The sequence below is a fragment of the Pseudomonas sp. NBRC 100443 genome, from assembly GCF_030268185.1.
Classification (GTDB): Bacteria; Pseudomonadota; Gammaproteobacteria; order Pseudomonadales; family Pseudomonadaceae; genus Pseudomonas; species Pseudomonas citronellolis.
The window spans coordinates 190,169-216,246 of the sequence record NZ_BSQE01000003.1 but is presented as its reverse complement, the minus strand read 5'-3'; the positions used below and the strand labels follow the sequence as shown (position 1 = coordinate 216,246).

General features: G+C 68.1%; 23 protein-coding genes. 12 read left to right on the top strand and 11 right to left on the bottom strand.

Annotation, left to right across the window (positions count from 1 at the left end; all coding sequences use genetic code 11):
* The 6 genes from QSJ95_RS05215 to pilG all read right to left on the bottom strand — a co-directional run.
* Positions 1-4,760: Hpt domain-containing protein (locus tag QSJ95_RS05215; protein ID WP_285640597.1), on the bottom strand; the 4,760-nt coding region annotated here is incomplete at its 3' end.
* A 24-nt stretch (positions 4,761-4,784) separates the two neighbouring features.
* Positions 4,785-5,642 carry a protein-glutamate O-methyltransferase gene (locus QSJ95_RS05210; RefSeq protein ID WP_285640595.1) on the bottom strand — a complete coding sequence of 286 codons (858 nt, stop codon included), beginning with the start codon at positions 5,640-5,642 and terminating at the stop codon, positions 4,785-4,787.
* 59 nt (positions 5,643-5,701) lie between these two features.
* Entirely contained in the window at positions 5,702-7,750 is a 2,049-nt protein-coding gene (locus QSJ95_RS05205) for a methyl-accepting chemotaxis protein (RefSeq protein WP_285640593.1), read from the bottom strand.
* An 83-nt stretch (positions 7,751-7,833) separates the two neighbouring features.
* Positions 7,834-8,370, bottom strand: a complete 537-nt coding sequence (locus QSJ95_RS05200) for a chemotaxis protein CheW (protein WP_009615258.1) — start codon at positions 8,368-8,370, stop codon at positions 7,834-7,836.
* Positions 8,371-8,415: 45 nt separating this feature from the next.
* Complete coding sequence (gene pilH / locus QSJ95_RS05195; protein WP_009615257.1) at positions 8,416-8,781, bottom strand: twitching motility response regulator PilH; 366 nt, start codon at positions 8,779-8,781, stop codon at positions 8,416-8,418.
* Positions 8,782-8,825: 44 nt separating this feature from the next.
* Entirely contained in the window at positions 8,826-9,233 is a 408-nt protein-coding gene (pilG, locus tag QSJ95_RS05190; RefSeq protein WP_009615249.1) for a twitching motility response regulator PilG, read from the bottom strand.
* Positions 9,234-9,480: 247 nt separating this feature from the next.
* Here pilG and gshB point away from each other — a divergent pair, with 247 nt between their 5' ends.
* The 7 genes from gshB to QSJ95_RS05155 all read left to right on the top strand — a co-directional run bounded on the left by gshB (position 9,481) and on the right by QSJ95_RS05155 (position 15,417).
* The gene (gene gshB / locus QSJ95_RS05185; protein ID WP_058072682.1) at positions 9,481-10,452 is read left to right on the top strand and encodes a glutathione synthase; all 972 of its coding nucleotides are present in this window, start codon (positions 9,481-9,483) and stop codon (positions 10,450-10,452) included.
* An 84-nt stretch (positions 10,453-10,536) separates the two neighbouring features.
* Positions 10,537-11,430: an energy transducer TonB gene (locus QSJ95_RS05180; protein WP_043317850.1), complete on the top strand. Its 894-nt coding sequence runs from the start codon at positions 10,537-10,539 to the stop codon at positions 11,428-11,430.
* A 50-nt stretch (positions 11,431-11,480) separates the two neighbouring features.
* Complete coding sequence (locus tag QSJ95_RS05175; protein WP_009615246.1) at positions 11,481-12,047, top strand: YqgE/AlgH family protein; 567 nt, start codon at positions 11,481-11,483, stop codon at positions 12,045-12,047.
* Positions 12,047-12,475 carry a Holliday junction resolvase RuvX gene (ruvX, locus tag QSJ95_RS05170; RefSeq protein WP_009615245.1) on the top strand — a complete coding sequence of 143 codons (429 nt, stop codon included), beginning with the start codon at positions 12,047-12,049 and terminating at the stop codon, positions 12,473-12,475. Before QSJ95_RS05175 ends, ruvX begins: the two co-directional genes overlap by 1 nt.
* Before the next feature lie 120 nt (positions 12,476-12,595).
* Positions 12,596-13,105, top strand: a complete 510-nt coding sequence (gene pyrR / locus QSJ95_RS05165) for a bifunctional pyr operon transcriptional regulator/uracil phosphoribosyltransferase PyrR (protein ID WP_009615244.1) — start codon at positions 12,596-12,598, stop codon at positions 13,103-13,105.
* A gap of 39 nt (positions 13,106-13,144) precedes the next feature.
* Positions 13,145-14,149: an aspartate carbamoyltransferase catalytic subunit gene (locus QSJ95_RS05160; protein WP_043269491.1), complete on the top strand. Its 1,005-nt coding sequence runs from the start codon at positions 13,145-13,147 to the stop codon at positions 14,147-14,149.
* A complete protein-coding gene (locus QSJ95_RS05155; protein WP_058072680.1) occupies positions 14,146-15,417 on the top strand; it encodes a dihydroorotase in 1,272 nt (423 codons plus the stop codon). The genes QSJ95_RS05160 and QSJ95_RS05155 overlap by 4 nt, the downstream gene beginning before the upstream one ends.
* A 353-nt stretch (positions 15,418-15,770) precedes the next feature.
* On the opposite strand, the gene QSJ95_RS05150 is transcribed toward QSJ95_RS05155, so the two are convergent.
* From QSJ95_RS05150 to pilT, 5 genes are all read right to left on the bottom strand, one after another.
* Positions 15,771-16,943: a cystathionine gamma-synthase gene (locus QSJ95_RS05150; protein ID WP_043269495.1), complete on the bottom strand. Its 1,173-nt coding sequence runs from the start codon at positions 16,941-16,943 to the stop codon at positions 15,771-15,773.
* On the bottom strand, positions 16,940-18,313 hold the full coding sequence (locus tag QSJ95_RS05145; protein WP_285640578.1) for a pyridoxal-phosphate dependent enzyme: 1,374 nt from the start codon (positions 18,311-18,313) through the stop codon (positions 16,940-16,942). Before QSJ95_RS05145 ends, QSJ95_RS05150 begins: the two co-directional genes overlap by 4 nt.
* A 143-nt stretch (positions 18,314-18,456) precedes the next feature.
* Positions 18,457-18,861 (bottom strand): NINE protein, encoded by a 405-nt coding sequence (locus tag QSJ95_RS05140; RefSeq protein ID WP_043269499.1) that lies wholly within the window; start codon positions 18,859-18,861, stop codon positions 18,457-18,459.
* Positions 18,862-19,154: 293 nt separating this feature from the next.
* Complete coding sequence (locus QSJ95_RS05135) at positions 19,155-20,300, bottom strand: PilT/PilU family type 4a pilus ATPase (RefSeq protein ID WP_009615238.1); 1,146 nt, start codon at positions 20,298-20,300, stop codon at positions 19,155-19,157.
* 104 nt (positions 20,301-20,404) lie between these two features.
* Positions 20,405-21,439, bottom strand: a complete 1,035-nt coding sequence (gene pilT / locus QSJ95_RS05130; RefSeq protein ID WP_009615237.1) for a type IV pilus twitching motility protein PilT — start codon at positions 21,437-21,439, stop codon at positions 20,405-20,407.
* Positions 21,440-21,512: 73 nt separating this feature from the next.
* Here pilT and QSJ95_RS05125 point away from each other — a divergent pair, with 73 nt between their 5' ends.
* From QSJ95_RS05125 to QSJ95_RS05105, 5 genes are all read left to right on the top strand, one after another.
* Positions 21,513-22,202, top strand: a complete 690-nt coding sequence (locus tag QSJ95_RS05125; protein WP_285640574.1) for a YggS family pyridoxal phosphate-dependent enzyme — start codon at positions 21,513-21,515, stop codon at positions 22,200-22,202.
* 16 nt (positions 22,203-22,218) lie between these two features.
* Positions 22,219-23,037 (top strand): pyrroline-5-carboxylate reductase, encoded by an 819-nt coding sequence (gene proC / locus QSJ95_RS05120; RefSeq protein WP_285640572.1) that lies wholly within the window; start codon positions 22,219-22,221, stop codon positions 23,035-23,037.
* 10 nt (positions 23,038-23,047) lie between these two features.
* Entirely contained in the window at positions 23,048-23,641 is a 594-nt protein-coding gene (locus QSJ95_RS05115; RefSeq protein ID WP_009615234.1) for a YggT family protein, read from the top strand.
* The gene (locus tag QSJ95_RS05110) at positions 23,641-23,937 is read left to right on the top strand and encodes a DUF167 domain-containing protein (RefSeq protein ID WP_058487695.1); all 297 of its coding nucleotides are present in this window, start codon (positions 23,641-23,643) and stop codon (positions 23,935-23,937) included. The genes QSJ95_RS05115 and QSJ95_RS05110 overlap by 1 nt, the downstream gene beginning before the upstream one ends.
* A gap of 111 nt (positions 23,938-24,048) precedes the next feature.
* A complete protein-coding gene (locus QSJ95_RS05105) occupies positions 24,049-26,016 on the top strand; it encodes a dynamin family protein (RefSeq protein ID WP_285640570.1) in 1,968 nt (655 codons plus the stop codon).
* The last annotated feature ends 62 nt before the right edge of the window (positions 26,017-26,078 follow it).

Sequence of the window (26,078 nt, the reverse complement as noted above, 5' to 3'; positions counted from 1 at the left end):
GCAGGCTGCGGCTCGGCCGGCGCGGCGGTCAAGGCCGTCTCGGGGTTCTGGCGGAAGGCGCGGATACGCTGGATCAGGGCGTCCGGGTCGGTCAGCGGCTGCCCGGCCTGCAACTGGTCGAGCTGCTGCGCCAGGCAGTCGTGGCAGGCCTGGAGCAGCCCGGCCAGGCCGGGGCCGGCCTGGAAGCGCTGGTCGAGCAGGCCTTCGTAGAGCGATTCCAGTTCATGGGACAGGTCGCCGATCTCGCGGATCTCGGCCATGCGCGCGCCACCCTTGAGGGTGTGCAGGTCGCGTTGCAGGGTGGACAGCGGCGCCGGCGTCTCCGGGGCCTGACTCCACTGCGCCAGGGCCTGGCCGGCGCTGTCGAGGATGTCCACGGCCTCTTCGAGGAAGATCGCCACCATTTCCTCGTCCAGCGTCTGCACGGGGTTGGCCGCGCGAACGTCTTCCGGCTCGACCGGCGCGGGCTCCTGCGCCTCGGCGAGCGGCGCCGCCGGCCATTTCAGGCCTTCGGGCAGGTCTTCCGGTGCGGTGGGGCGGTCGAGCAGCAGCTCTTCGTCCTCCAGCGGGAAGTCGTCGGCGGTGAGCTGGTCGAGGTCGATGAAATCGCTCTCGCCGTCGGCCTCCGCCTGCACCGGCTCGGATGCCTCATCGGCCTCCACGGCGGGCGCCTGGAGCAGGCGCTGCAGGGCCTCGACCTGTTGCGGGCAGGCGCTGACCTGCAACGCCGCGGCCACCTGGTCCATCATGCCGATCAGCGCCTCGTGGGCGTCTTCGGCGGCGCCGAAGAAGTCGTCGCTCACCGCCAGCCGGCCCTGTTGCACCGCGCCGTAGACGGCCAGCAGCGCTTCGCAGAGTTCGGCCATCTGCGGCAGCTCGGCCTGCTGCGCGCCCTTGGCCAGTGTCGCCAGCTCCTCGTGCAGGGCGCCCAGCTCCTGGCCTTCGTGGGGGTGTTCGCGCCAGCGGCCGAGCAGGTCCTCGGCGTCCAGCAGGATGTTCATGCCCTCGGCGAGGAACAGGCTGAGCATCTGCGGATCGCCGCCACTCTCGCCGCTTTCGCCGCGACGCTTGGCCTCCGCGGCCTCCAGGCGCTCCTGCTGGACCTGGGCGATGCGCTGCAGCAACTCGTCGCCGCCGTCGATGTGCGCCAGCGGACGGCCGGCGTCCAGTTGTTGCAGACCCACCCTGAGCAGGCGCTCGGCCTCGCGCAGCAGCTCGGCCTCGCGCAGGTCGACCTGCAGCAGGTTGGTCTTGAACTCCTTCACCAGCCGCTCCAGCGGCGTGGCGATTTCCGCGATCGGCAGGATGCCGGCCATGTGCGCGCTGCCCTTGAGGGTGTGCAGGGCGCGTTGCAGGTCGTCGGTGACCGGCTGGGGCAGCTCGCGGTCGCAGTCGGCGAGGAAGCCGCCGAGGGTTTCCAGGTGGGCTTCGGCCTCGTTGCGGAAGATTTCCAGCAACTGCGGGTCGAGACCTTCGTCCAGGGCCGCGGCTTCGACCGCCGGCTCCAGCGCCACCTCTTCGACCGCCGGTGTTTCCCCGCCTTCCGGCGGCGGCACCGGTTCGCCCTTGGCCAGGGCGTGGGCGGTGGCGGCGAGCTGGTCGACGTCGTCGCGCTGGCGCTGCGCGCTGGCGGCGAACTCGTCCACCAGCGCCGGCATCAGCGCCACCACGTCGCCGATCACCTGCAGCACCGGCGCGCTGGCCGCGATGCTGCGGTCGAGCACGCGGTTGAGCAGGTTCTCGATGGACCAGGCCAGTTCGCCGACCACCAGCGCCCGGACCATGCGCCCGCTGCCCTTGAGGGTGTGGAAGGCGCGACGGATCTCGGTCAGCGCTTCGCGATCGTCGACGTCGGCCTGCCAGCGCGGCAGGTATTCGTTGATGGTTTCCAGGACCTCGCCGGCCTCTTCGATGAAGACCTCGCGCAGCTCCTCGTCCACCGGTTCCTCGTCGGCCGGCGGCGGCAGCAGGCTGGGCGGCACCTCGCGGGCCGGCGGGTTGATCGCCTGGGCCGGGGTGGCCATCACCTCGGCCAGGGACAGCGGTTTCGCCTCCTCCGGCTCGGCCTCGGGCTCGATCGGCGGTGATGGCAGCTCGACCTCGGGCAGGTCCAGCGCGGCCATGTCCAGGTCTTCCCAGGCCTGGTCCGCGGCGCTGGGCTGCTCGCTGGCCGGGGCCTCGTCAAGGTCCGGGGCCGCTAGCTCGGGCAGTTCTTCCAGAGATGACCCAGGCGCATCGAACGGGGCATCCAGCTCCAGCGCGGGCAGTTCGTCGCTCGCCGGCGGCTCGTCGGCGAGGGGTTCCAGGCTCCATTCGCCCAGGGCCGGTGCGCTATCGCCAGGTTGCGGCGCGTCGAACGCCAGGTCCCATTCGAGTTCGCTGGGCGGCGCCGACGGGTTGGTTTGCGGCTCGGCCCCGGCATCCAGTGCCGGCAGGTCCTCCAGGCTCCACGAGGTGTCGGAGGTGGAGGGGGTTTCTTCGTCCAGCGTCCACTGGATTTCGCCTTCCGCGGCTGCGGGGCTCGCGGCGGCATCCAGGGCCGGCAGGTCGTCGAGGGTCCAGGAATCGCCTGCGGCCGCCAGGCCCGGGGCTGCGGGCGCCACTTCGGAGCCGGGCAGCGGCTCCAGGCTGTCCAGGGACAGGCTCTCGTCCAGCGACCAGCTCGGCTCCACCGGATCGGCGGGCGATTCCAGCGGCGCGTCCAGGCTGAAGTCGACGCCGGCATCGTCGAGCGCCGACGTCTCAGGCTCGGCCAGGGTCCAGTTGTCGTCGGAGACCAGCAACGGCGCCTCGACGTCCTCGCGGATCGGCGCCGCTTCCTCGGTGGCCGGCAGGTCCCACGCCAGCTCGTCGCCGGGCTGGGCGAGATCGCCGGCATTGGCCGGTTCCCAGCCGGGCTCGGCGGCGAAGGCCTGGGCGGCCTCGGGCACTATGTCGTCTGGCGCCTGAAGCTCGTCGACGACGCCCTGTTCCGCCAGCACGTCGGCGGCGGCGCTGCTCGCCAGCAGGTCGATTTCCGCCAGCGCCTCGTCCGCCGGGGCGTCGAGCGTCGGCATGTCGAGGATGGAAGGCCGCGGCTTGAGCGGATAGCCCAGCTGCTCCAGGCTCTCCTCGGCGACGTCGAGGATCAGCTCGCCGGAGCTGCCCTGGTCCTCGGAGAGGCGTTCGAGGTAGTACTCGACGCCGGTGATGGCGTCGGCCAGGGTGTCCAGGCTGTGCCAGTCCGGCACCGCCTGGCGTGCCAGCAGCTGTTCCTGGATGTAGCGGTTGCAGGCCTCCAGCAGCCGGGCCGCGCGCCCCTGGTCGATCATTTCCAGGCCGCCGCGGACCTGGGTCAGCAGTTCCGGCACCCGCGCCAGGTGCTCGTGGTTCCACTGCGAGGCGATGAACTCGATGATGGCGTCCTTGGCCAGCTCCAGGCCGTTGCGCGCCTCCTTGATCACCACCTGGTGGATCTGCGCCACGTCGGTGGTCGGCAGGCGGCTCTCCTCGTCGCCATGTTCCTCGCTGGGCCCGGCCATGCCGGCCAGGGTGGCCTCGACGTAGAGCAGCGCGCCGGCGACGTCCATCAGGGTGGCGTCGCTGGGCTCGCGGCGCCGGTCGGCCAGGGCGCCGACCACTTCGAGCTGGTCGAGGATCACCCGGCGCGGCTGGCCGAAGCCGAGCACCGCCAGGGTATCGGCGATCTGCTTGAGCGGCGTCACCAGGGCCTGGAGGTCCGCCACCGAGGAGCGGTCGCTGCGCACGAAGAGGTCGAGGCTGTCCTTGACCCGCACCAGTTCCTCGCACAGGGCGCCGACCACCGAGCGCATGGCGTCGCGGTCCGGGCCGGCCAGGCGGGCGCGCTCCTCGTCCACCACGGCGGCGCCGGGCAACGCCTCGTCGAGACGGTACTCGTCCTTGACCTCGCGCACCTTGGGCGACTGGTCGGACGCCTTGGCCACATAGAACAGCAGGTTCTTCACCAGTTCGTCGGGCGCCGCCTGGTTCATCCCGTCTGCGCCCTCCTCGACCAGGCGCTTGAACTCGCGGTCGACCTGGCGCAGCAGGTTGCGCACCGTGGTGCCGTTGGCGATGCTGCCGTTGGCCAGGCCCTCGACCATGGCCGAGGCGATGGTCCACAGGCGGCCCAGCGGGGCCTCCTTACACAGCGATTCGAGGCGGGCGAAGACCCGCGCCATGTAGCCCAGGTTGGTCGGCAGGTCCTGGTTGCGGATCACCCCGACCAGCGCCACCTGCAGCATCTGCCGCAGCTTGCGCAGCAGCGTCGGCAGCTCGGAGGTGCGCAGGCGCGCCAGGGCGTCGTGGGGCAGCAGAGGCTTGCCGCCGGACAGATCGGGGGCGAACAGGCTGGTTTCCGAGAGCAGTTTCTCGCCGCGGGCGGCGCGCAGGTCGTTGAGCAGCGGCAGCACCACCATCGGCAGGTCGCGGCGCGCGCTCTGGATGCGGTCCAGGTACACCGGCAACTGCAGGATGGCCTGCATCAGCACTTCCAGGGCCTCGCCCTGGCTGGGCACGCGCTGGTCGATCAGCGCCTGGGTGAGCTGCTCCATTTCCTCGGCGAGCAGGGCGGCGCCATAGAACTCCACCATCTGCAGGGTGCCCCGCACCTGGTGGACGTGGGCCAGGCAGAAACCCATGCGCGTGGGGTCCTGCTGGTTCTCGACGAACGCCTCCAGGGCCTGCCGCGCCTGCTTGAGGGTTTCGGCGATCTCGCCTTTCACCCATTCCAGGGCGACATAATCGTGCCGATCACCCATAGCCACTCCACTCATGTGTCTGTGTCATCCCTTCCGGGTAAAGGCCAGAACCCGCTCGTCGGCCACCGGCACCAGGTCCGGGTGCTGCCATTCGGCAACCTCGCCAACGCCTATCACCAGCAGCCCACCCGGCGCCAGGCGCTCGGCCAGGCGGTTGAGGATGTCCCGGCGCCGCCAGCGGCGGAAGTAGATCAACAGGTTCTGACAGAAGATCACGTCCAGGCCGGACATGGGCGCCTGCCCCAGGTCCAGCACGTTCAATCGCGTACAGCACACCCGCTCGGCCAGCTCGGGTCGAACCCGGTAGCGGCCGTCGGCCTCTTCCCGGAAATAGCGTTGCCGCAGTTCGTCCTCGACATCCGCCAGCTTGCGCGCCGGGTACAGCGCCTCGCGGGCCTTGCCCAGGGCGCTGAGGCTGATGTCGGTGCCGCTCACCCCATACAGCGACGGCAGTTCCAGCTCGCGCAGCGCCTCGGCGATCACCATGGCCAGCGAGTACGGCTCCTCGCCGCTGGAACAGCCCACGCTCCACAGCGCCAGCGGCCGCCCCAGCGCCGGCAGGCGCTCGCGGACGTAGCCGGCGAGCAGCTCGAAGGACGGAAGGTGGCGGAAGAAGCGGGTTTCCTGGACGGTCAGGCGGTCCAGCAGGTTCGACCACTCCACCGCGCCCCGCGGGCCGTCGGTGACCTGGCGGTAGTAGCTGGCGTAGTCGCCGATGCCCAGCTCGCGCATGCGCGCGCCCAGGCTGGTCTGCAGGAAGGTCCGGCGTTGTTCGTTGACTACAACGCCGGTGCGTTCTTCCAGCAGAGCCTGCCAGTCGCGGAACTCCGCCGCCGACATGTCGGCCAACGGCTGCAACGACCAGACGCCAGTTGCCTGCATGTCGCGCCTCTCGCTCAAGACTGTCGTGCGCGGCGCCCTTCAGCCCCGCGCACCTCCGCTCAGGCCCGTTCTGCCAGGTCCGGCAGTTTGAAGCCGGATACCGAGTTGCGCATCTCGCTCGCCATCTTCGCCAGGTTGCCGATGCTGCGCGCAGTGGCGGTGGTACCGGCGGAGGTCTGCGAGGTGATCTCCTGGATCACGTTCATGGTGTTGGAAATGTGGCCGGCGGACGACGCCTGCTGACGGGCGGCGTTGGAGATGTTCTGGATCAGCGCCGCCAGGGTCTTGGATACCTTCTCGATCTCTTCCAGGGCCACACCGGCGTCCTGCGCCAGGCGGGCGCCGCGCACCACTTCGGAGGTGGTCTGCTCCATGGAGATCACCGCTTCGTTGGTGTCGGTCTGAATGGTCTTCACCAGCGCCTCGATCTGCTTGGTCGCGGCGGAGGAACGTTCCGCCAGGCGCTGTACCTCGTCCGCCACCACGGCGAAGCCGCGGCCCGCGTCACCGGCCATGGACGCCTGGATCGCGGCGTTCAGGGCGAGGATGTTGGTCTGGTCGGCGATGTCGTTGATCAGGCTGACGATGTCGCCGATCTCCTGGGACGATTCGCCCAGGCGCTTGATCCGTTTGGAGGTGTCCTGGATCTGTTCGCGGATGTTGTCCATGCCGGTGATGGTGTTGTGCACCACCTCGTTGCCCTTGTTGGCGATGGCCACGGAACGTTCCGCCACCGCGGAGGATTCGCTGGCGTTCGCCGATACCTGGTCGATGGACACGGCCATTTCGTTGATCGCCGCGGAGGCGCCGGCGATTTCCTGGGCCTGGTGCTCGGAGGCCTCGGCCAGGTGCATCGCCGTGGCCTGGGTTTCCTGGGCGGCGGCGGCCACCTGCACGGCGGTGAGGTTGATGGTTTCCACCAGCTCGCGGAGCTGGTCGATGGAGTAGTTGATGGAGTCCGCGATGGCGCCGGTGAAGTCCTCGGTCACGGTCGCGGCCACGGTCAGGTCACCGTCGGCGAGGTCGGCGATCTCGTCGAGCAGCCGCAGGATCGCCGCCTGGTTGCGTTCGTTCTTCTCGGCGGTCTCGGCGAGGCGGCGGTTGGTCTCGCGCACCATCACCAGGCCGATGAGGATGATCGAGCCGAGGGCGAGGATGCCCAGGGCGACGCTCGCCACCTGGTTGAGGTGACGGCCGCCGGCCAGGTTCTCGAAGCCGTCGGCCAGCTTGGAGGCCTTGTCCAGCAGGGTCTGCGAGCTGCTGAAGATGGTGTTGGCGGACTCGCGGACCTGGAACAGTTCCGGCGAGGTCTCGAGGATCTCGTCCACCGAGCCGGAAACGAACTCGAACAGCTCGGAAACCTCGTTGAGGCGGTCCACCGCCTCGGCGTTGGTCACCTTGGAGATGCTCATCGCCGCGTTGCCTTCCTTCATGCCCTTGAGCACGCGGCCGAACAGGCTGGCGTCGCGGCCGAAGCTGTCGGCGGCCTGTACCGAGTTCTCGTCGCCGGCGAGCACCTTGTTCACCGAGCCGAGGATACGTTCGGCGAGCAGCGACTGGCGCTGGGCCACGGCGACCTGGTCGGCCGGCGCGCCGCTTTCCAGGAGGATGTCCACCACTTCCTCGTAGGTCACCTGCAGCTGCGGGATGGTCTCGGCGAGGGTCGCGGCCACCTGGTGCAGCGAGAGCACGGTCTGTTCGCTGGCGAGGATGGAGTCGGTGTTCTTGCGCAGCAGGTCCCAGTCCTTCTGCACGTCGGCCATCTGCGCCTGCACGGCGGTAGGGCTCGGCGGCAGGCCGGTGCTCTCGTCACCCTTGAGCAGCACGTTCCAGCGCTTCTCGAAGTCGTTGCGGGCCTCCTTCAGCGATTTGAACGCCTCGCTCTTGCCCGCCGCGGCTTCCGTGGCGTTCTTGGCGATCCGCTGCGACAGCACGCGCAGTTCGCCGGCATGGCCGATGTACTGCTTGTCGTGGTTCGACTGGGTGTTGAGGTAGGCGAAGTTGGCGAACAACAGCACGATCGAGACGATCAGGACGATGAACAGCCCCGCGATCAGTGAACTGCTGCGCGCTCCCGCAAAGAGATTGCCTGTCTTGATTTTCTTCATATACGGCCCCCGCCTGGACCCACCACGATTTCGGTTTCCATGTCACGACACGGGCCGGAAGTTCCCGACCCAACCGGTTTCAACTAGCTGGCGACGTCGAGGAAGCCCGGGTGCTGCGCCAGGGCATGCGGGCTGAATACCAGCCAGGGCTGCTCTCGATGGAATACGCCATGAACAAAGGGTTGCAGCGCCGCCTCAAGGGGCGGCAACTGCTCGCTGAAGGCGTCCACCGGGAAGTGCTGCATGCCCAGGACTTCATCGACGATGAGCCCGGCGAACACCTCCCCGTGTTCCACCACCAGCACGCGGCGCTGCTTGCGCAACGGCGACAGCTCCGCGCCGAGAAATCCGCACAGGTCCATGATCGGCAGCAGCCGACCGCGGACGTTGGCCACGCCCCGGACCCACTCGCGCACGCCGGGCAACAGGGTGTAGCGCGGCTCGTGGAGCACTTCGCCGACCTCCCCCATGGGCGCCACGAACAGGCGGCCGGCCATGCGGAAGCCGATGCCGTTCCAGCTCTGCACGACCTCGCGCTGCGCCGGCAGGCCGGCAGCCAGGCGACGGCAGCGCTGGTCGATCTCGACGAGAAGCTGGAAGGGACTCTGGACTTCAGACATGCCGGCCCTGGCCTTTTCTAATAGTTATTCGGGCCCCGCCCGGCGTCAGCCGGCGAGTACCGCATTGATGGTCTTGAGCAGCGTTTCTTCGTCGACCGGCTTGGTCAGGTAGTCGCGAGCGCCCTGGCGCTTGCCCCAGACCTTGTCGGTCTCCTGGTCCTTGGTGGTGACGATGATGACCGGGATGGCGCTGGTCTCCGGGTCCTTGGACAGCTGCCGGGTGGCCTGGAAGCCGTTCAGCCCGGGCATGACGATGTCCATCAGGACCACGTCCGGCTTCTCCTGCCGGGCCAGGGCGACGCCGTCGGCGCCGTTCTCCGCCTTGAGCACCTGGTGCGAATGCTTCTCCAGCATCGCGGTCAGCTTGTACATCTCGGTCGGAGAGTCATCAACAATGAGGATTCGAGCCATGGGGTCCCCCAGGAAAAGGCATCACCGGCACGCAGGGCCGGACATCAGGAAGCTTGCTCCACCGGGGTGAAGTCGGGCACGTGGGTCTTGATGGCGCCGAGCAGCTCTTCCTTGCTGAAGGGCTTGGTGAGGTACTGGTCGGAGCCGACGATACGACCCTTGGCCTTGTCGAACAGGCCGTCCTTGGAGGACAGCATGATCACCGGGGTGGATTTGAAGGCGCTGTTGTTCTTGATCAGGGCGCAGGTCTGATAGCCGTCGAGCCGAGGCATCATGATGTCGACGAAGATGATGTTCGGATGGGTGTCGGCGATCTTCGCCAGCGCGTCGAAGCCATCGATGGCCGTGATGACATCGCAGCCGACTTTCTTGAGCAGGGTTTCGGCGGTACGACGGATCGTCTTGGAATCGTCGATGACCATCACCTTCAAACCATCGGAATGCTGTTCCATGTTCGCCCTTTTACCATCTCGGTGAATCGTTACTGTCTTATATTCAGTGCGCTGACGCCCTGCCACCGTTCGGGCTGCGACCCAATCGTCGGAGTCTTTTAGCACACTCTCCCGCATCCATCCATAACACCCCGGATGCGCTGGCTTTTTCCTTGACCGGGCACATATCCGGCGCCACCCTGAGCATCCTTTTCCGCCCTTTTCGGCGCGGTTCGTCGCCGCACCACCCCCTTTCGGAGGACTCCCCATGAGCGTACGCCTGGGCATCGTGATGGACCCCATCGCGAGCATCAACTTCAAGAAGGACAGCTCCCTGGCGATGCTGCTGGCGGCCCAGGCCCGTGGCTGGACGCTGTTCTACATGGAACAACAGGATCTTTACCAGAAAGCGAACGCCGCACGGGCCAAGATCCGCCCCCTGAAGGTCTTCGACGACGCCGAGCGCTGGTACGAGCTGGACCAGGAGATCGACCTGCCGCTCGCCGAGCTGGACGTGATCCTGATGCGCAAGGACCCGCCCTTCAACAACGAGTACATCTATTCCACCTACCTGCTGGAACAGGCCGAGCGCGCCGGCACCCTGGTGGTGAACCGCCCGCAGAGCCTGCGCGACTGCAACGAGAAGTTCTTCGCCACGCTGTTCCCGCAGTGCACGCCGCCGACCCTGGTCACACGGCGAGCCGACATTCTGCGCGAGTTCGCCGCCGAACATCGTGACATCATTCTCAAACCCCTCGAAGGCATGGGCGGCACCATGATCTTCCGCCACCGCGAGGGCGACCCGAACCTCTCGGTGATCCTCGAGACCCTGACCCTGCACGGCCACCAGCAGATCATGGCGCAGCGCTACATCCCGGAGATCAAGGATGGCGACAAGCGCATCCTGATGATCGACGGCGAGCCGGTGGAATACTGCCTGGCGCGCATCCCGGCCCAGGGCGAGACGCGCGGCAACCTCGCCGCCGGCGGCCGCGGCGTGGCCCAGCCGCTGACCGAGCGCGACCGCTGGATCGCCGCCCAGGTCGGCCCGCAGCTGCGCGAGCGCGGCCTGCTGTTCGTCGGCCTGGACGTGATCGGCGACTACCTCACCGAGATCAACGTCACCAGCCCGACCTGCATCCGCGAGATCGACAAGGCCTACGACACCCGCATCGGCGAGCGCCTGATGGACGCCATCGAGGGCAAGCTCAAGGCCCGCGCGGCGGCGGCGCAAGTTTGACGCAGCCGACAACTTGACGCTTGCCGCTTGCAGGCGGCGGCCGGGGAAAGCAGACTTCGCCCACCCCGGCCAACCCTATATGCAATGAACGCTGCAACCTCCCCCCAAGCCTTCCCGTCCTCCGGCGTCCGCCCGGCGGACCGCCTGGGCTTCACCCTGTTCGTGGCGGCGGTGCTGCATGTGGCGCTGATCCTCGGCGTGGGCTTCTCCATGCCCCACCCGAGCCAGCTGAGCAAGACGCTGGAAATCACCCTGGCCACCTTCAAGAGCGAGAAGAAGCCGGAGAAGGCCGACTACCTGGCGCAAATGAACCAGGAAGGCAGCGGCACCCTCGAGCACAAGGCCATCCCCAAGACCACCGAGCAGGCGCCGTTCCAGGACAGCGAGGCGAAGAAGGTCGCCCCGCCGCCGACGCCGAAGCAGGCCAAGGAGGCGGAATCGCCCAAGACCGCCGTGGCCACCAGGGCGCCGAAGCCGCAGAAGGTCCAGGCCAAGCCGCAGAAGCCCAAGGCCGAGCAGGTCGCCCAGCCGGCGCCGCAGTTCGACTCCAGCCAGCTGTCGGCGGAAATCTCCAGCCTCGAGGCGGACCTTGCCAAGGAGCGCCAGGCCTACGCCAAGCGCCCGCGCATCCACCGCCTGACCGCCGCCTCGACCATGCGCGACAAGGGCGCCTGGTACAAGGAGGAGTGGCGCAAGAAGATCGAGCGCATCGGCAACCTCAACTACCCCGACGAGGCCCGCCGTCAGCGCATCTACGGCAGCCTGCGGCTGCTGGTGTCGATCAACCGCGACGGCTCGCTGTACGAGGTGCAGGTGCTGGAATCCTCCGGGCAGCCTCTGCTCGACCAGGCCGCCCAGCGCATCGTCCGCCTGGCCGCGCCCTTCGCCCCGTTCAGCGGCGACCTGGCGGACATCGACCGCCTGGAAATCATCCGCACCTGGCGCTTCGAGCGCGGCGACCGCCTGTCGAGCCGATAGCCCCCTCCGGGCGGCTTGCAGGCCGCGCGCCCAAGCCTGAAACTAGCGCCATGAATACAGCGCCCACCTACCTCAAGCACCATTTCCTGATCGCCATGCCGCACATGGCCGATCCCAACTTCGCCCAGACCCTGACCTACCTGGTCGAGCACAACGAGCAGGGCGCCATGGGCCTGGTGATCAACCGCCCCAGCGGCCTGAACCTCAGCGACGTGCTCGAGCAACTGCGCCCCGAGCCCCTGCCGCCGGCGCGTTGCCAGGGCATCACCGTCTACAGCGGCGGCCCGGTGCAGACCGACCGCGGCTTCGTCCTGCACCCGGCCGGGCAACTGTTCCAGGCCACCCTGGAGCTGGGCGAGCTGAACCTTTCCACTTCCCAGGACGTGCTCTTCTCCATCGCCGACGGCAGCGGTCCCGCGCAGAGCGTCATCGCCCTCGGCTACGCCGGCTGGGAAGCCGGCCAGTTGGAGGCCGAGCTGGCCGACAACGCCTGGCTGACCTGCCCGGCGGACCTGGAGGTGCTCTTCGACGTGCCCGCCGAGCAGCGCCTGGCCGCCGCCGCACAGCGCCTGGGGATCAACCTCAGCCTGCTCACCGCCCAGGCCGGGCACGCCTGATGGGCGCGCCGCGCCTGCTGCTGGGCTTCGACTACGGCACCAAGCAGATCGGCGTCGCCGTCGGCCAGGCGGTCACCGGCCAGGCCCGCGAACTCTGCGTGCTCAAGGCGCAGAACGGCGTGCCGGACTGGAACCGCGTCGAGGCGCTGATCAAGGAATGGCAGCCGGACGCCATCGTCGTCGGCCTGCCGCTGAACATGGACGGCACGCCCAGCGAGATGAGCGAGCGCGCCGAGAAGTTCGCCCGCCGCCTGCACGGCCGCTACAACCTGCCGGTGCACACCCACGACGAGCGCCTGACCACCTACGCCGCCAAGGGCGAGCGCCTGGCCCAGGGCCAGCGCGACGGCTACCGCGAACGCCCGGTGGACGCCCTGGCCGCGGCCCTGCTGCTCGAGGGCTGGCTGGAGGCCCACGGCGGCGCTTGACCTGCGGCAGTGCCGGCCGCGGCACACGCGCTAATCTTGAGCGGGTACCCGCCGCACACGGGCGCCCGAGGAATCCACGGCGGCCCAGCCTGGACCGCCACGAGTCATCCAGGAGATGTCATGAACCTGCCCAGTCCCGCCGAACTCCTGCCGCGCATGGCCACCGACCTGCGCAACCACCTCGCCGAGCGCGGCATAGACACGCCGCGCTTCGTCGGCATCCACACCGGCGGCATCTGGGTCGCCCAGGCCCTGCTCAAGGAACTGCACAGCGAGGAAATCCTCGGCATCCTCGACGTCTCCTTCTACCGCGACGACTTCACCCGCAGCGGCCTGCACCCGCAGGTCCGTCCGTCGGAACTGCCGTTCGAGATCGACGGCCAGCACCTGGTCCTGGTCGACGACGTGCTGATGAGCGGCCGCACCATCCGCGCCGCGCTCAACGAGCTGTTCGACTACGGCCGCCCGGCCAGCGTGACCCTGGTCTGCCTGCTGGACCTGAACGCCCGGGAACTGCCGATCCGCCCCGACGTGGTCGGCCAGACCCTGTCGCTGGCCCCCAATGAAAGGGTAAAATTGCGCGGTCCCGCACCACTCGTCCTCGAGCGCACTCTCATCAGCGCGCTCTGAACGCGCGCGCCACCCTTTCCACCATTCAGGGCCTGCCCCATGCCGACAGACGCCAAGCGCCCGCTGCAGCTCAACGACCAGGGCCAGCTGCGCCACTTCCTCTCGCTCGACGGCCTGCCCCGCGAGCTGCTGACCGAAATCCTCGACACCGCCGACTCCTTCCTCGAAGTCGGCGCGCGCGCGGTGAAGAAGGTCCCGCTGCTGCGCGGCAAGACCGTGTGCAACGTGTTCTTCGAGAACTCCACGCGCACCCGCACCACCTTCGAACTGGCCGCCCAGCGCCTGTCCGCCGACGTCATCACGCTGAACGTGTCGACCTCCTCGACCAGCAAGGGCGAGACCCTCACCGACACCCTGCGCAACCTCGAGGCCATGGCCGCCGACATGTTCGTCGTGCGCCACAGCGACTCGGGCGCGGCGCACTTCATCGCCGAGCACGTCAGCCCCAGGGTGGCGGTGATCAACGGCGGCGACGGTCGCCACGGCCACCCGACCCAGGGCATGCTCGACATGCTCACCATCCGCCGCCACAAGGGCAGCTTCGAGAACCTCTCGGTGGCCATCGTCGGCGACGTCCTGCACTCACGGGTGGCGCGCTCGAACATGCTGGCGCTGAAGACCCTCGGCTGCCCGGACATCCGCGTCATCGCCCCGCGCACCCTGCTGCCGATCGGCCTGGAGGAGGTCTACGGGGTGAAGGTGTTCACCGACGCCAACGAAGGCCTCAAGGACGTCGACGTGGTCATCATGCTGCGCCTGCAGCGCGAGCGCATGCAGGGCGGCCTGCTGCCCAGCGAAGGCGAGTTCTTCAAGCTCTACGGCCTGACCCAGAAGCGCCTGAAGCTGGCCAAGCCCGATGCCATCGTCATGCACCCGGGGCCGATCAACCGCGGCGTGGAGATCGAATCCGCGGTGGCCGACGGCGAGCAGTCGGTGATCCTCAACCAGGTGACCTACGGGATCGCCATCCGCATGGCCGTGCTGTCCATGGCCATGAGCGGGCAGAACGCCCAACGCCAGCTGGAACAGGAGGACGCGCAATGACCGTCAGCATTCACGGCGCCCGCGTCATCGACCCGGCCAGCGGCCTGGACCAGGTCTGCGACGTCCATATAGAAGCCGGCAGGATCATCGCCCTGGGCCAGGCCCCGGCCGATTTCCACGCCGCCCAGGAGCTGGACGCCGCCGGCCTGATCGCCGCGCCCGGCCTGGTGGACCTGAACGTGGCCCTGCGCGAGCCGGGCTACAGCCGCAAGGGCAACATCGAGAGCGAAACCCGCGCCGCCAGCGCCGGCGGCGTCACCAGCCTGTGCTGCCCGCCGCAGACCAAGCCGGTGCTGGACACCCCGGCGGTGGCCGAGCTGATCCTCGACCGCGCCCGCGAGGCCGGCAATGCCAAGGTCTTCCCCATAGGCGCGCTGACCCGCGGCCTGGCCGGCGAGCAGCTGTCCGAGCTGGCCGCCCTGCGCGACGCCGGCTGCGTGGCCTTCAGCAACGGCCTGGCGCCGCTGGCCAGCAACCGCGTGCTGCTGCGCTCGCTGGAGTACGCGGCGACCTTCGACCTGACGGTGATCTTCACCTCCCAGGATGCCGAACTGGCCCAGGGCGGCCTGGCCCACGACGGCCCCACCGCCAGCTTCCGCGGCCTGGCCGGCATCCCCGAGAGCGCCGAGACCGTGGCCCTGGCCCGCAACCTGCTGCTGGTGGAGCAGAGCGGCGTGCGCGCGCACTTCAGCCAGCTGACCAGCGCCCGCGGCGTGGAGATGATCGCCCAGGCCCAGGCCCGCGGCCTGCCGGTGACCGCCGACGTGGCGCTGTACCAGTTGATCCTCACCGACGAGGCCCTGGCCGACTTCTCCAGCCTCTACCACGTGCAGCCGCCGCTGCGCTCGCGCAAGGACCGCGACGCCCTGCGCGAGGCGGTGAAGAGCGGCGTGATACAAGCCATCGCCAGCCACCACCAGCCCCACGAGGCGGACGCCAAGAACGCCCCCTTCGCCGACACCGAGCCGGGCATCAGCAGCGTCGAACTACTGCTGCCGCTGGCCATGACCCTGGTGCAGGACGGCCTGCTCGACCTGCCGACCCTGCTGGCGCGCCTGACCACCGGCCCGGCCGCCGCGCTGCGCCTGCCGGCCGGCCGCATAGCCGTGGGCGAGGCGGCAGACCTGGTGCTGTTCGAGGCCGAGGGCCAGACTCTGGCCGGCGAGACCTGGTACTCCCGCGGGCAGAACAGCCCGTTCATCGGCCACTGCCTGCCGGGCGCGGTGCGTTGCACGTTGGTGGATGGGCATATCGTGCATGCCATCTGAGTTGTCCAGGCATAAAAAAGAAGAAGCCCGCCAAATGGCGGGCTTTTTCTTTTCCTGTAGGAGCGAGCTTGCTCGCGAACGGGGCTTGCCGGGAGCTTTCGGGGCTGGGCTTTAGAGCGCCCTCTCCCTAACCCTCTCCCTGAAGGGAGAGGGGACCGTTGGGCAGAGTTGGATGTGCTGGCGTCAGCTGGCTGTCTCGGCGGTTTCCAGTTGAAACCATTCCTCCTCTCGGAACGAACAAGCTCCCTCTCCCTTCAGGGAAAGGGCTGGGGAGAGGGGACGGAGGTCACCTCATGCACAGCATCGCCGGTAGACACCCTTCGCGAGCAAGCTCGCTCCTACGAAAAGCCCCTTTAGATAGTCGCCAACGCCTGCGCCAAATCCGCACGCAGATCCTCGACATCCTCCACCCCCACCGACAACCGCACCAGCGCATCGCCTATCCCCAGCTCGGCTCGGGTAGCCGGCGGGATGGTGGCGTGGGTCATGATCGCCGGGTGCTCGATCAGGCTCTCCACCCCGCCCAGGCTCTCGGCCAGGGCGAAGATGCGCACGTTCTCCAGGAAGCGTTTCGAGCCGGCCAGGTCAGTGGCCAGGTCCATCGAGATCATCCCGCCGAAGCCGTTCATCTGCCGCTTGGCCAGCTCGTGCTGCGGGTGCGAGGGCAGGCCCGGGTAGTGCACCCGCGCCACCTGCGGCTGGCGCTCCAGCCACTGGGCCAGTTCCAGGGCGTTGGCGCAGTGCCGTTCCATGCGCAGGGCCAGGGTTTTCACTCCGCGCAGGGTGAGGAAGGCGTCGAAGGGGCCGGCGATGGCGCCCACGGCGTTCTGCAGGAAGCCCAGACGCTCGGCCAGCTCCGGGTTGTCGCCGACCACGGCGATGCCGCCGATGACGTCGGAATGGCCGTTCAGGTATTTGGTCGTCGAGTGCACCACCACGTCGAAGCCCAGTTCCAGCGGGCGCTGGATGCGCGGGCTGGCGAAGGTGTTGTCGGCCACGCAGAGAATGCCGCGGCTGCGGCACAGGCGGGCGATGGCCTCCAGGTCGGCCAGGCGCAGCAGCGGGTTGCTCGGCGTCTCGATCCACACCATGCGGGTTTCCGGGCGCAGCGCGGCTTCGATGGCGCCGATGTCGGTGAGGTCGACGAAGCTGAATTCGTGCCCGGCGCTGCGCCGGCGCACGCGCTCGAACAGGCGGAAGGTGCCACCGTAGATGTCGTTGCCGGACACGATGTGCGAGCCGGCATCGAGCAATTCCAGGGTCGCCGAGATGGCCGCCAGCCCGGAGGCGAAGGCGAACGCCTTGCTGCCGCCCTCCAGGTCCGCCACGCAGCGCTCCAGGGCCCAGCGCGTGGGGTTGTGCGAGCGCCCGTAGTCCAGGCCCTTGTGCACTCCAGGGCTGTCCTGCAGGTAGGTGGAGTTGGCGTAGATCGGCGGCATCAGCGCGCCGGTGGAAGGATCGGGCGCCTGGCCGGCGTGGATGACCCGCGTGGCGAAACCGCGCGAGGCCTTGGAATCCTGGCTCATGGGAGCGTTCTCCGGAGGTGGTTGAGCAAGTCGAAACGAGTGATCAGGCCATGGAAGCCCGAGGCGTCGGCGATGATGGCGACCAGGCCGCGGTCCAGCTCGGCCTGCAGTTCGGCCAGGCTGGCGTCCGGGGCCAGGGTTTCCAGGCGGGTGGTCATGGCGCTGGCCACCGGCTGGCGGAAGTGGCTGGCGTCGGCGTGCACGCCCAGCAGGATGTCGGATTCGTCGATAACCCCGACCAGCCTGCCGTTGGCCAGCACCGGCAGCTGCGAGACGTCGGCCAGGCGCATGCGCTGGAAGGCGGTGAGCAGGGTGTCGTCCGGCCCCACGCTGATCACCCGGCCCTCCTCGAAGCGCCGCGCGATGATGTCGCGCAGGTCGCCGTAGCGCTTGCGCTGCAGCAGGCCCTGGTCGGTCATCCACTGGTCGTTGTAGACCTTGGACAGGTAGCGCGTGCCGGTGTCGCAGACGAAGCTGAGCACGCGCTTGGGCTGCGTCTGCTCGCGGCAGTAGCGCAAGGCGGCGGCCAGCAGGGTGCCGGTGGAGGAGCCGCCGGGAATGCCTTCGGCACGCAGCAGTTCGCGGGCGTGGGCGAAGCTCTCCTCGTCGCTGATGGAATAGGCGTGGCGCACGCTGGAGAGGTCGGCGATGGAGGGAATGAAGTCCTCGCCTATGCCTTCCACCGCCCAGGAACCGACCTCGCCGAGGGTGCCGTCGCGCACGTAGCCGGCCATCACCGAGCCCAGCGGGTCGGCCAGGACCATCTCCAGGTTCGGCTGCACCTGGCGGAAGAAGCGCGTCAGCCCGGTGAGGGTGCCGGCGGAGCCGACGCCGACGACGATGGCGTCCAGGTCATGGCCGGTCTGCTGCCAGATTTCCGGGGCGGTGCTGGTTTCGTGGGCCAGGGGGTTGGCCGGGTTGTTGAACTGGTCGGCGAAGAAGGCCCCGGGGATTTCCGCGGCCAGGCGCGCGGCCACGTCCTGGTAGTACTCCGGGTGGCCCTTGCCGACGTCGGAGCGGGTGATGTGCACCTCGGCGCCCATGGCCTTGAGGTGCAGGACCTTCTCGCTGGACATCTTGTCCGGCACCACCAGCACCACCCGGTAGCCCTTGGCGCGGCCCACCAGGGCCAGGCCCAGGCCGGTGTTGCCGGCGGTGGCCTCGACTATGGTCCCGCCGGGCTGCAGGCGGCCGTCGCGCTCGGCGGTCTCGATCATGGCCACGCCGATGCGGTCCTTGATCGAGCCGCCGGGGTTCTGCGATTCCAGCTTGAGGAACAGCGTGCAGGGGCCGGTATCGAAGCGGCTGACCTGCACCAGCGGCGTGTTGCCGATCAGGTCGAGTACGGCAGGACGAAGTTCGTTGCTCATGGCATCCACTCCTTGTCGGCGCCGCGGGGATCGCCCGGCGGCGCGCCTTTATGGTCTTCCTGACCATAGGCCGGCGACGCGCCCGTCGCCATGCCGGCTGACGAAAAAGCCCGCCGGTGGGCGGGCTTTCCGGCAAGGAACGCTTACAGCCGCTGCGGGCCGTTGCGCTCGGAGACCTGGGCGTTGAGCGTCCAGAAGTCGTAGAGCACGCCGAGGAAGAACAGGCCGCCGGTGCACAGGTAGAGGATGCCGGTCAGCCACTTGCCCATGTACATGCGGTGCACGCCGAACACACCGAGGAAGGTCAGCAGTATCCAGGCCACGTTGTAGTCCAGGGCGCCGCTGCGGTAGCGCAGGTCGGCCTCGTCGTCCATCGAGGGGATCAGGAACAGGTCGATGATCCAGCCGATGAAGAACAGCCCGAGGGTGAAGAACCAGATGGTCCCGCTGACCGGCTTGCCATAGTAGAAGCGGTGCGAACCGGTGAAGCCGAAGATCCACAGCAGGTAGCCGATGACCTTGCTGTGGGTGTCGGGGGTATTGGGCATGGAGCGCTCCTTGGCAGGGATTCCTGGATTCGACCGACGCGATCGCGGCGGGTTTGCCGCCACTGTAAGAAAAGTCGCGGGGAATACAAAGCCGCTGACAGGCTTTTCGGGCAAAGGACCGTAGGGCGCATAACGCCTATGGCGTTATCCGCCGTTTGGCCTTGGCCCCCGGCGACTCCAGGGTTGACCTGGGCGCGGGCCGAGGCCTCCGTGTATCGGCGGATAACCGCGAACGGTTATTCGCCCTACGCTCCGGCGTTCACGATAATTGCGGGTTGCGGCGAGGAAGCTGCTCAGCGGAAGCGGCGATTCGGATCGTCTTCGCTCAGCTCCAGGGTCAACCCCTGAGTCATGCTCGACAGATGATCCGCATCGGTCTCCGACCCAAGCTTGATCATCAACCGCAGATCGTTGGCCGAGTCGGCATAGGCCAGCGCATCCTCATAGGTGATCTCGCCCTGGGAATAGAGCTGGTACAGCGCCTGATCGAAGGTCTGCATACCCTGCTCGGTGGAACGCTTCATCAGCGGCTTGAGCTCGTGCACCTCACCCTTGCGGATCAGGTCAGCGGCCAGCGGGGTATTCAGCAGCACCTCGATCACCGCACGGCGGCCCTTGCCGTCCGGGGTCGGCACCAGTTGCTGGGCGACGATGGCCTTGAGGTTCAGCGACAGGTCCATCCAGATCTGCTGGTGCCGGTCGGCCGGGAAGAAGTGGATGATCCGCTCCAGCGCCTGGTTGGCGTTGTTGGCGTGCAGGGTGGCCAGGCACAGGTGGCCGGTCTCGGCGAAGGCCACGGCGTGCTCCATGGTCTCGCGCGAGCGCACCTCGCCGATCATGATCACGTCCGGCGCCTGGCGCAGGGTGTTCTTCAGCGCCACCTCGAAGGTGTCGGTGTCCAGCCCCACCTCGCGCTGGGTGACGATGCAGCCCTGGTGCTGGTGGATGTACTCGATCGGGTCCTCGATGGAGATGATGTGCCCGGTGGAGTTCTTGTTGCGGTAGCCGATCATCGCCGCCAGCGAGGTGGACTTGCCGGTGCCGGTGGCGCCGACGAAGATCACCAGCCCGCGCTTGGTCATGGCCAGCTTCTTGAGGATCTCCGGCAGCTTGAGGTCCTCGATGGTCGGGATGTTGGTCTCGATGCGGCGCAACACCATGCCCACCAGGTTGCGCTGGTAGAAGGCGCTGACGCGGAAACGCCCGATGCCGCGGGCGCTGATGGCGAAGTTGCACTCGTGGTGCTCGGCGAAGTCGCGGCGCTGCTGCTCGTTCATCACCGCCAGCACCGTCTCGCGGGTCTGCTCGGGCGACAGCGGGGTCTTGGTCACCGGCAGCACCTTGCCGTTGACCTTCATCGACGGGGGCACGCCGGCGGTGACGAAGAGGTCCGAGGCGCCCTTCTCCACCATCAGCCGCAGAAGCTTCTCGAATTCCATGATCGATCCAACCTGATTCGTTCACGCACTGTGCGATTCGACTGTCATCCAGGCCGCCCGTGCGTGTGCCGCGCCGCCTGGCCGGGCACCGGGCCCGGGGAGAATCAGAAGTTTTCCGGAATCTTCGCCTTTTCCTTGGCCGCGTCGCGGGTCACCAGGCCCTTGGCGACCAGGCCCTTGAGGCACATGTCGAGGGTCTGCATGCCCAGCGCGCCGCCGGTCTGGATGGCCGAGTACATCTGCGCCACCTTGTCCTCGCGGATCAGGTTGCGGATCGCCGGGGTGCCGATCATGATCTCGTGGGCCGCCACCCGGCCGCCGCCGATCTTCTTCAGCAGGGTCTGGGAGATCACCGCCTGCAGCGATTCGGAGAGCATGGAACGGACCATGGCCTTCTCCTCGGCGGGGAACACGTCGACGATACGGTCGATGGTCTTGGCCGCGGAGGTGGTGTGCAGGGTGCCGAACACCAGGTGGCCGGTTTCCGCGGCGGTCAGCGCCAGGCGGATGGTCTCCAGGTCGCGCATCTCGCCGACCAGGATGATGTCCGGGTCCTCACGCAGGGCCGAGCGCAGCGCCTCGTTGAAGCCGAGGGTGTCGCGGTGCACCTCGCGCTGGTTGACCAGGCACTTCTTCGATTCGTGGACGAATTCGATCGGGTCCTCGACGGTGAGGATGTGGCTGTACTTGGTGTTGTTCAGGTAGTCGAGCATCGCCGCGAGCGAGGTGGACTTGCCCGAACCGGTCGGCCCGGTCACCAGCACCAGCCCGCGCGGCACGTCGGAAACCCGCTTGAACACTTCGCCCATGCCCAGGTCCTCCATGGTCAGCACCTTGGAGGGAATGGTCCGGAACACGGCGCCGGCGCCGCGGTTCTGGTTGAAGGCATTGACGCGGAAACGCGCCACGCCCGGCACTTCGAAGGAGAAGTCGGTTTCCAGGAATTCCTCGAAATCCTTGCGCTGCTTGTCGTTCATGATGTCGTAGATCAGCGCGTGCACCTGCTTGTGCTCCAGCGGCGGCAGGTTGATGCGGCGCACGTCGCCGTCGACGCGGATCATCGGCGGCAGGCCGGCCGAGAGGTGCAGGTCCGAAGCGCCTTGCTTGGCGCTGAAGGCGAGCAACTCGGTAATATCCATGGGACTCCCCAATCCAATGCAAGCAGGTAGAATGCCGCTGAACTTGCAGCAGCCGGGCCTCAGAGCGCAGGTAATGTCCACGATAGCAGAGAATATTGCAAAGGTTCGCGAGCGTATCCGTGAGGCGGAGCAAGCTTGCGGGCGGGCTTCGGGCAGCGTTGCGCTGCTGGCGGTGAGCAAGACCAAGCCCGCCGCCGACATCCGCGAAGCCCATGCCGCCGGCCTCGACGATTTCGGCGAGAACTACCTGCAGGAAGCCCTCGGCAAGCAGGTGGAACTGGCCGACCTGGCGCTCACCTGGCACTTCATCGGCCCCATCCAGTCGAACAAGACGCGGCCCATCGCCGAGCACTTCCACTGGGTGCACTCGGTGGACCGCCTGAAGGTCGCCGAGCGCCTGTCCGCACAGCGCCCGGCCGACCTGCCGCCGCTCAACGTCTGCCTGCAGGTGAACGTCAGCGGCGAGGCCAGCAAGTCCGGTTGCGCCCCCGAGGAGCTGCCGGCCCTGGCCCGCGCCGTGGCCGCCCTGCCCAACCTGAAGCTGCGCGGGCTGATGGCCATCCCCGAACCCACCGAGGACATCGCCGCCCAGCGCGCCGCCTTCGCCCGCCTGCGGGAACTCCTGACTGCCCTGAACCTCGGCCTGGACACCCTGTCCATGGGCATGAGCCACGACCTCGAAGCCGCCGTCGCCGAAGGCGCCACCTGGGTGCGCATCGGCACCGCGCTGTTCGGCGCGCGCGACTACGGTCCCCATTCTTGATCAAGGAACACAACCCATGAGCAGCACCCGCATCGCTTTCATCGGCGCCGGCAACATGGCCGCCAGCCTGATCGGTGGCCTGCGCGCCCAGGGCGTGCCCGCCAGCCACATCCGCGCCAGCGACCCGGGCGCCGAACAGCGCGCGAAGATCGCCGCCGAGCACGGCATCGAGGTGTTCGAGGACAACGCCAGCGCCATCGCCGGCGCCGACGTGGTGGTCCTGGCGGTCAAGCCGCAGGTCATGAAGCAGGTCTGCGAGCCCCTGGCCGCGCTGCTCGAACCGGGCCAGCTGATCGTCTCCATCGCCGCCGGCATTCCCTGCGCCAGCCTGTCGCGCTGGCTGGGCACCGAGCTGCTGGTACGCTGCATGCCCAACACCCCGGCGCTGCTGGGCGAAGGCGCCAGCGGCCTGTACGCCACCGCCCAGGTCAGCCCGGCCCAGCGCCAGCAGGCCGAACAGCTGCTGGGCGCCGTGGGCATCGCCCTGTGGCTGGACGAAGAGAAGCAGATCGACGCCGTCACCGCCGTCTCCGGCAGCGGCCCGGCCTACTTCTTCCTGCTGATGGAAGCCATGACCGCCGCCGGCGAGAAGCTCGGCCTGAGCCCCGAGGTCGCCGCCCGCCTGACCCTGCAGACCGCCCTGGGCGCCGCGCGCATGGCGGTGGCCAGCGACGTCGGCCCGGCCGAACTGCGCCGCCGTGTGACTTCGCCCAAGGGCACCACCGAAGCCGCCATCACTTCCTTCCAGGGCAATGGATTCGAAGCACTGGTCGAGCGCGCCCTGGCCGCCGCCGACCACCGTTCCGCCGAACTGGCCGAACAACTGGGGCAATGAGGAGCCTTACATGACCGGACTTTCCACCGCTGCCATCTATGTCATCCAGACCCTCGGCAGCCTCTACCTGCTGATCGTCCTGCTGCGCTTCATCCTGCAGCTGGTGCGCGCCGACTTCTACAACCCGCTGAGCCAGTTCATCGTGCGCGCCACCAAGCCGCTGCTGAACCCGCTGCGCCGGGTGATCCCCGGCTTCGGCGGCATCGACCTGGCGTCCCTGGTGCTGGCCATCCTGGTCCAGCTGGTGCTGATGATCGTCACCCTGACGCTGATGGGCTACGGCGTCGGCGGCTACGTCCTGCAACTGCTGGTGTGGTCGGTGATCGCCGTGACCTCGCTGTTCCTCAAGGTGTTCTTCTTCGCCCTGATCATCAGCGTGATCCTCTCCTGGGTCGCCCCGGGCAGCTACAACCCCGGCGCGCAGCTGGTGAACCAGATCTGCGAGCCGCTGCTGGCGCCCTTCCGCAAGCTGCTGCCGAACCTCGGCGGGCTGGATATCTCGCCGATCTTCGCCTTCATCGCGCTGAAGCTGCTCGACATGCTGGTGATCGGCAACCTCGCCGCCATGACCGGCATGCCGCAGATCCTGAGCCCATTCATGTAATGAGCTTCTACCGCTGGGACGGCGAGGACCTGATCCTCGATTGCCACCTGCAGCCCAAGGCGAGCCGCGACGAGTTCGCCGGGCTGCACGGCGAGCGCCTGAAGATCCGCCTCACCGCCCCGCCGGTGGAGGGCAAGGCCAACGCCCACCTGCTGGCGTTCCTCGGCAAGGCCTTCGGCGTGCCGAAAAGCGCGGTAATACTCGAGAGCGGCGAGCTGAACCGCCAGAAACGCGTGCGCATTCCCCGGCCGGCACGGCTGCCGGCCGAGCTGGGGATAACCGCTCGGTCGCCTTGACCGACCTTACAGATAGGAATGTGATGAAGGCCAATTGACGCCACCTCGCCGCGCTTCATAATCCAAGCATTCTTCCCCCGCGCAGGAAGCGCAAGCCACAGGACCGCCTGGATGAGCATGGAGCGACTCAGTCAGCAGATCGACGCCTACGTCACCTGGAAGCGGGAACTGGTCCGGGACATCATCCGCTATCGCAGCTGGCTGGAGCAGAGCCGGCTGAACAGCGCCGACATAGACGCGCGCCTGGAGCGCGCCCTGCGCCTGCTGCGCCTGGACCACATCACCCTGGCCTTCGTCGGCGAGTTCTCCCGCGGCAAGACCGAGCTGATCAACAGCCTGTTCTTCTCCGAGTACGGCCAGCGCATGCTGCCCTCCCAGGCCGGGCGCACCACCATGTGCCCTACCGAGATCTTCTTCGACCCGCGCTCCGAACGCCCCTACATCCGCCTGCTGCCCATCGAGACACGGGTGGCCGACGCCAGCATCGCCCGCTTCAAGCAGGTGCCGCGGCACTGGGTGAACATCCCACTGGACACCTCCGACCCGGCCAACATGGCCCAGGCCTTCGCGCAGACCGCCCGGACCAAGAGCCTGCCGGTGGAGCAAGCGATCCAGTTGGGCTTCCTCCCGGACATGCTGGAAGCCGCCGAACGCCCCGGCCACGTGCGCGTGCCGGCCTGGCGCCACGCCCTGGTCAACTTCGACCACCCGCTGCTGCGCCAGGGCCTGCGCATCCTCGACACCCCCGGGCTGAACGCCCTGGGCAGCGAGCCGGAACTGACCCTGTCGATGCTGCCCAGCGCCCAGGCGGTGGTCTTCCTGCTGGCCGCCGACACCGGCGTCACCGCCTCGGACCTGGCGGTCTGGCAGGACCATGTGCGGCACCTGGTGGAAGACGGCCAGTGCACCCTGTACGCGGTGCTGAACAAGGTCGACGTGCTCTGGGACGACCTGGCCGGCGATACCTTCGTGCACAACGCCATCCAGCGCATCCGCGACGCCACCGCGCGGCAATTGGGCATCCCCCGCGACAGCGTGCTGCCGCTGTCGGCCAAACAGGCGCTGCTGGCCAAGGTGCGCAAGGACGCCGAACTGCTCGCCCGCAGCCAGCTGGAAAACCTGGAGAACCTGCTCTGCGAGCGCATAGTGGCGGACAAGGAGCGCCTGCTGGAGGGCGCGGTGCTCGGCCAGGTGCTGGCCCTGCTGAACAACAGCCAGCACAGCCTGCGCACCCGCCTGGAGCGCCTGCGCGAACAGCAGGCGCAGCTCGAAGGCCAGCAGCAGGACAGCGGCCAGCTGCTGTTCGAGCTGACCGCGCGGACCAAGGAAGACCACGGCCTGCACCACCGCCGCCTGCTCAACTTGAAGACCAACCAGCGCCTGCTGCGCCGCCAGGGCGAGCTGCTCGGCCAGACCGTGCGCGCCGAACGCCTGGAGCGGCACCTGGCCAAGGTCCACGAGAAACTGCGCGGCAGCTGGACCACCCTGGGCATCAACCAGGCCATCCTGAACTTCTTCCAGGCCGTGGAGGGCGACCTGCACAGCCTGCAGCACGAGGCCGAGCTGGGTAACCGCATGGTCGAGGCCATCTACCAGCGGCACAACCAGGAAAACCCGCTGAACGCCCTGGACGCCCCGCGCTTCGACGTCGCCGCCTACCAGCGCGAACTGGCCCGGCTGCGCGAGCAGGCCGACCGCTTCCGCCTGCAGCTCAAGACCCTGCTCACCGAGCAGCGCCTGCTGACGCGGCGTTTCATCGCCACCCTGGCCCAGGAAGTCATCCTCCTGCACCAGCGCGTGCGCGAAGAAGTCGAGCGCTGGGCCACCGACGCCCTGATGCCGCTGATGCAGTACACCCTGGAGAACAAGCAGCTACTGGAAACCCACATGCTGCGCCTGAAGGCCCTGGCCCAGGAAACCCAGCAGGTGCGCCAGCGCGCCCTGCTCATGGCGCGCTACCAGGAAGAGCTGGAAAAACAACTGGCCGAAGCCTCGGAAATCCTCCGCCTGCTGCGCCGCCCCTCGCCGCTACAGCGCCAGGCCCGCGTGGTCGCCCTGCCCGGCTCGCAGCGCGCCTGAACTTGGTTTTTCCAGGCAGACTCCCTATGCTCGGAAAGTCCTATCGATGGGGAGTACCGCCC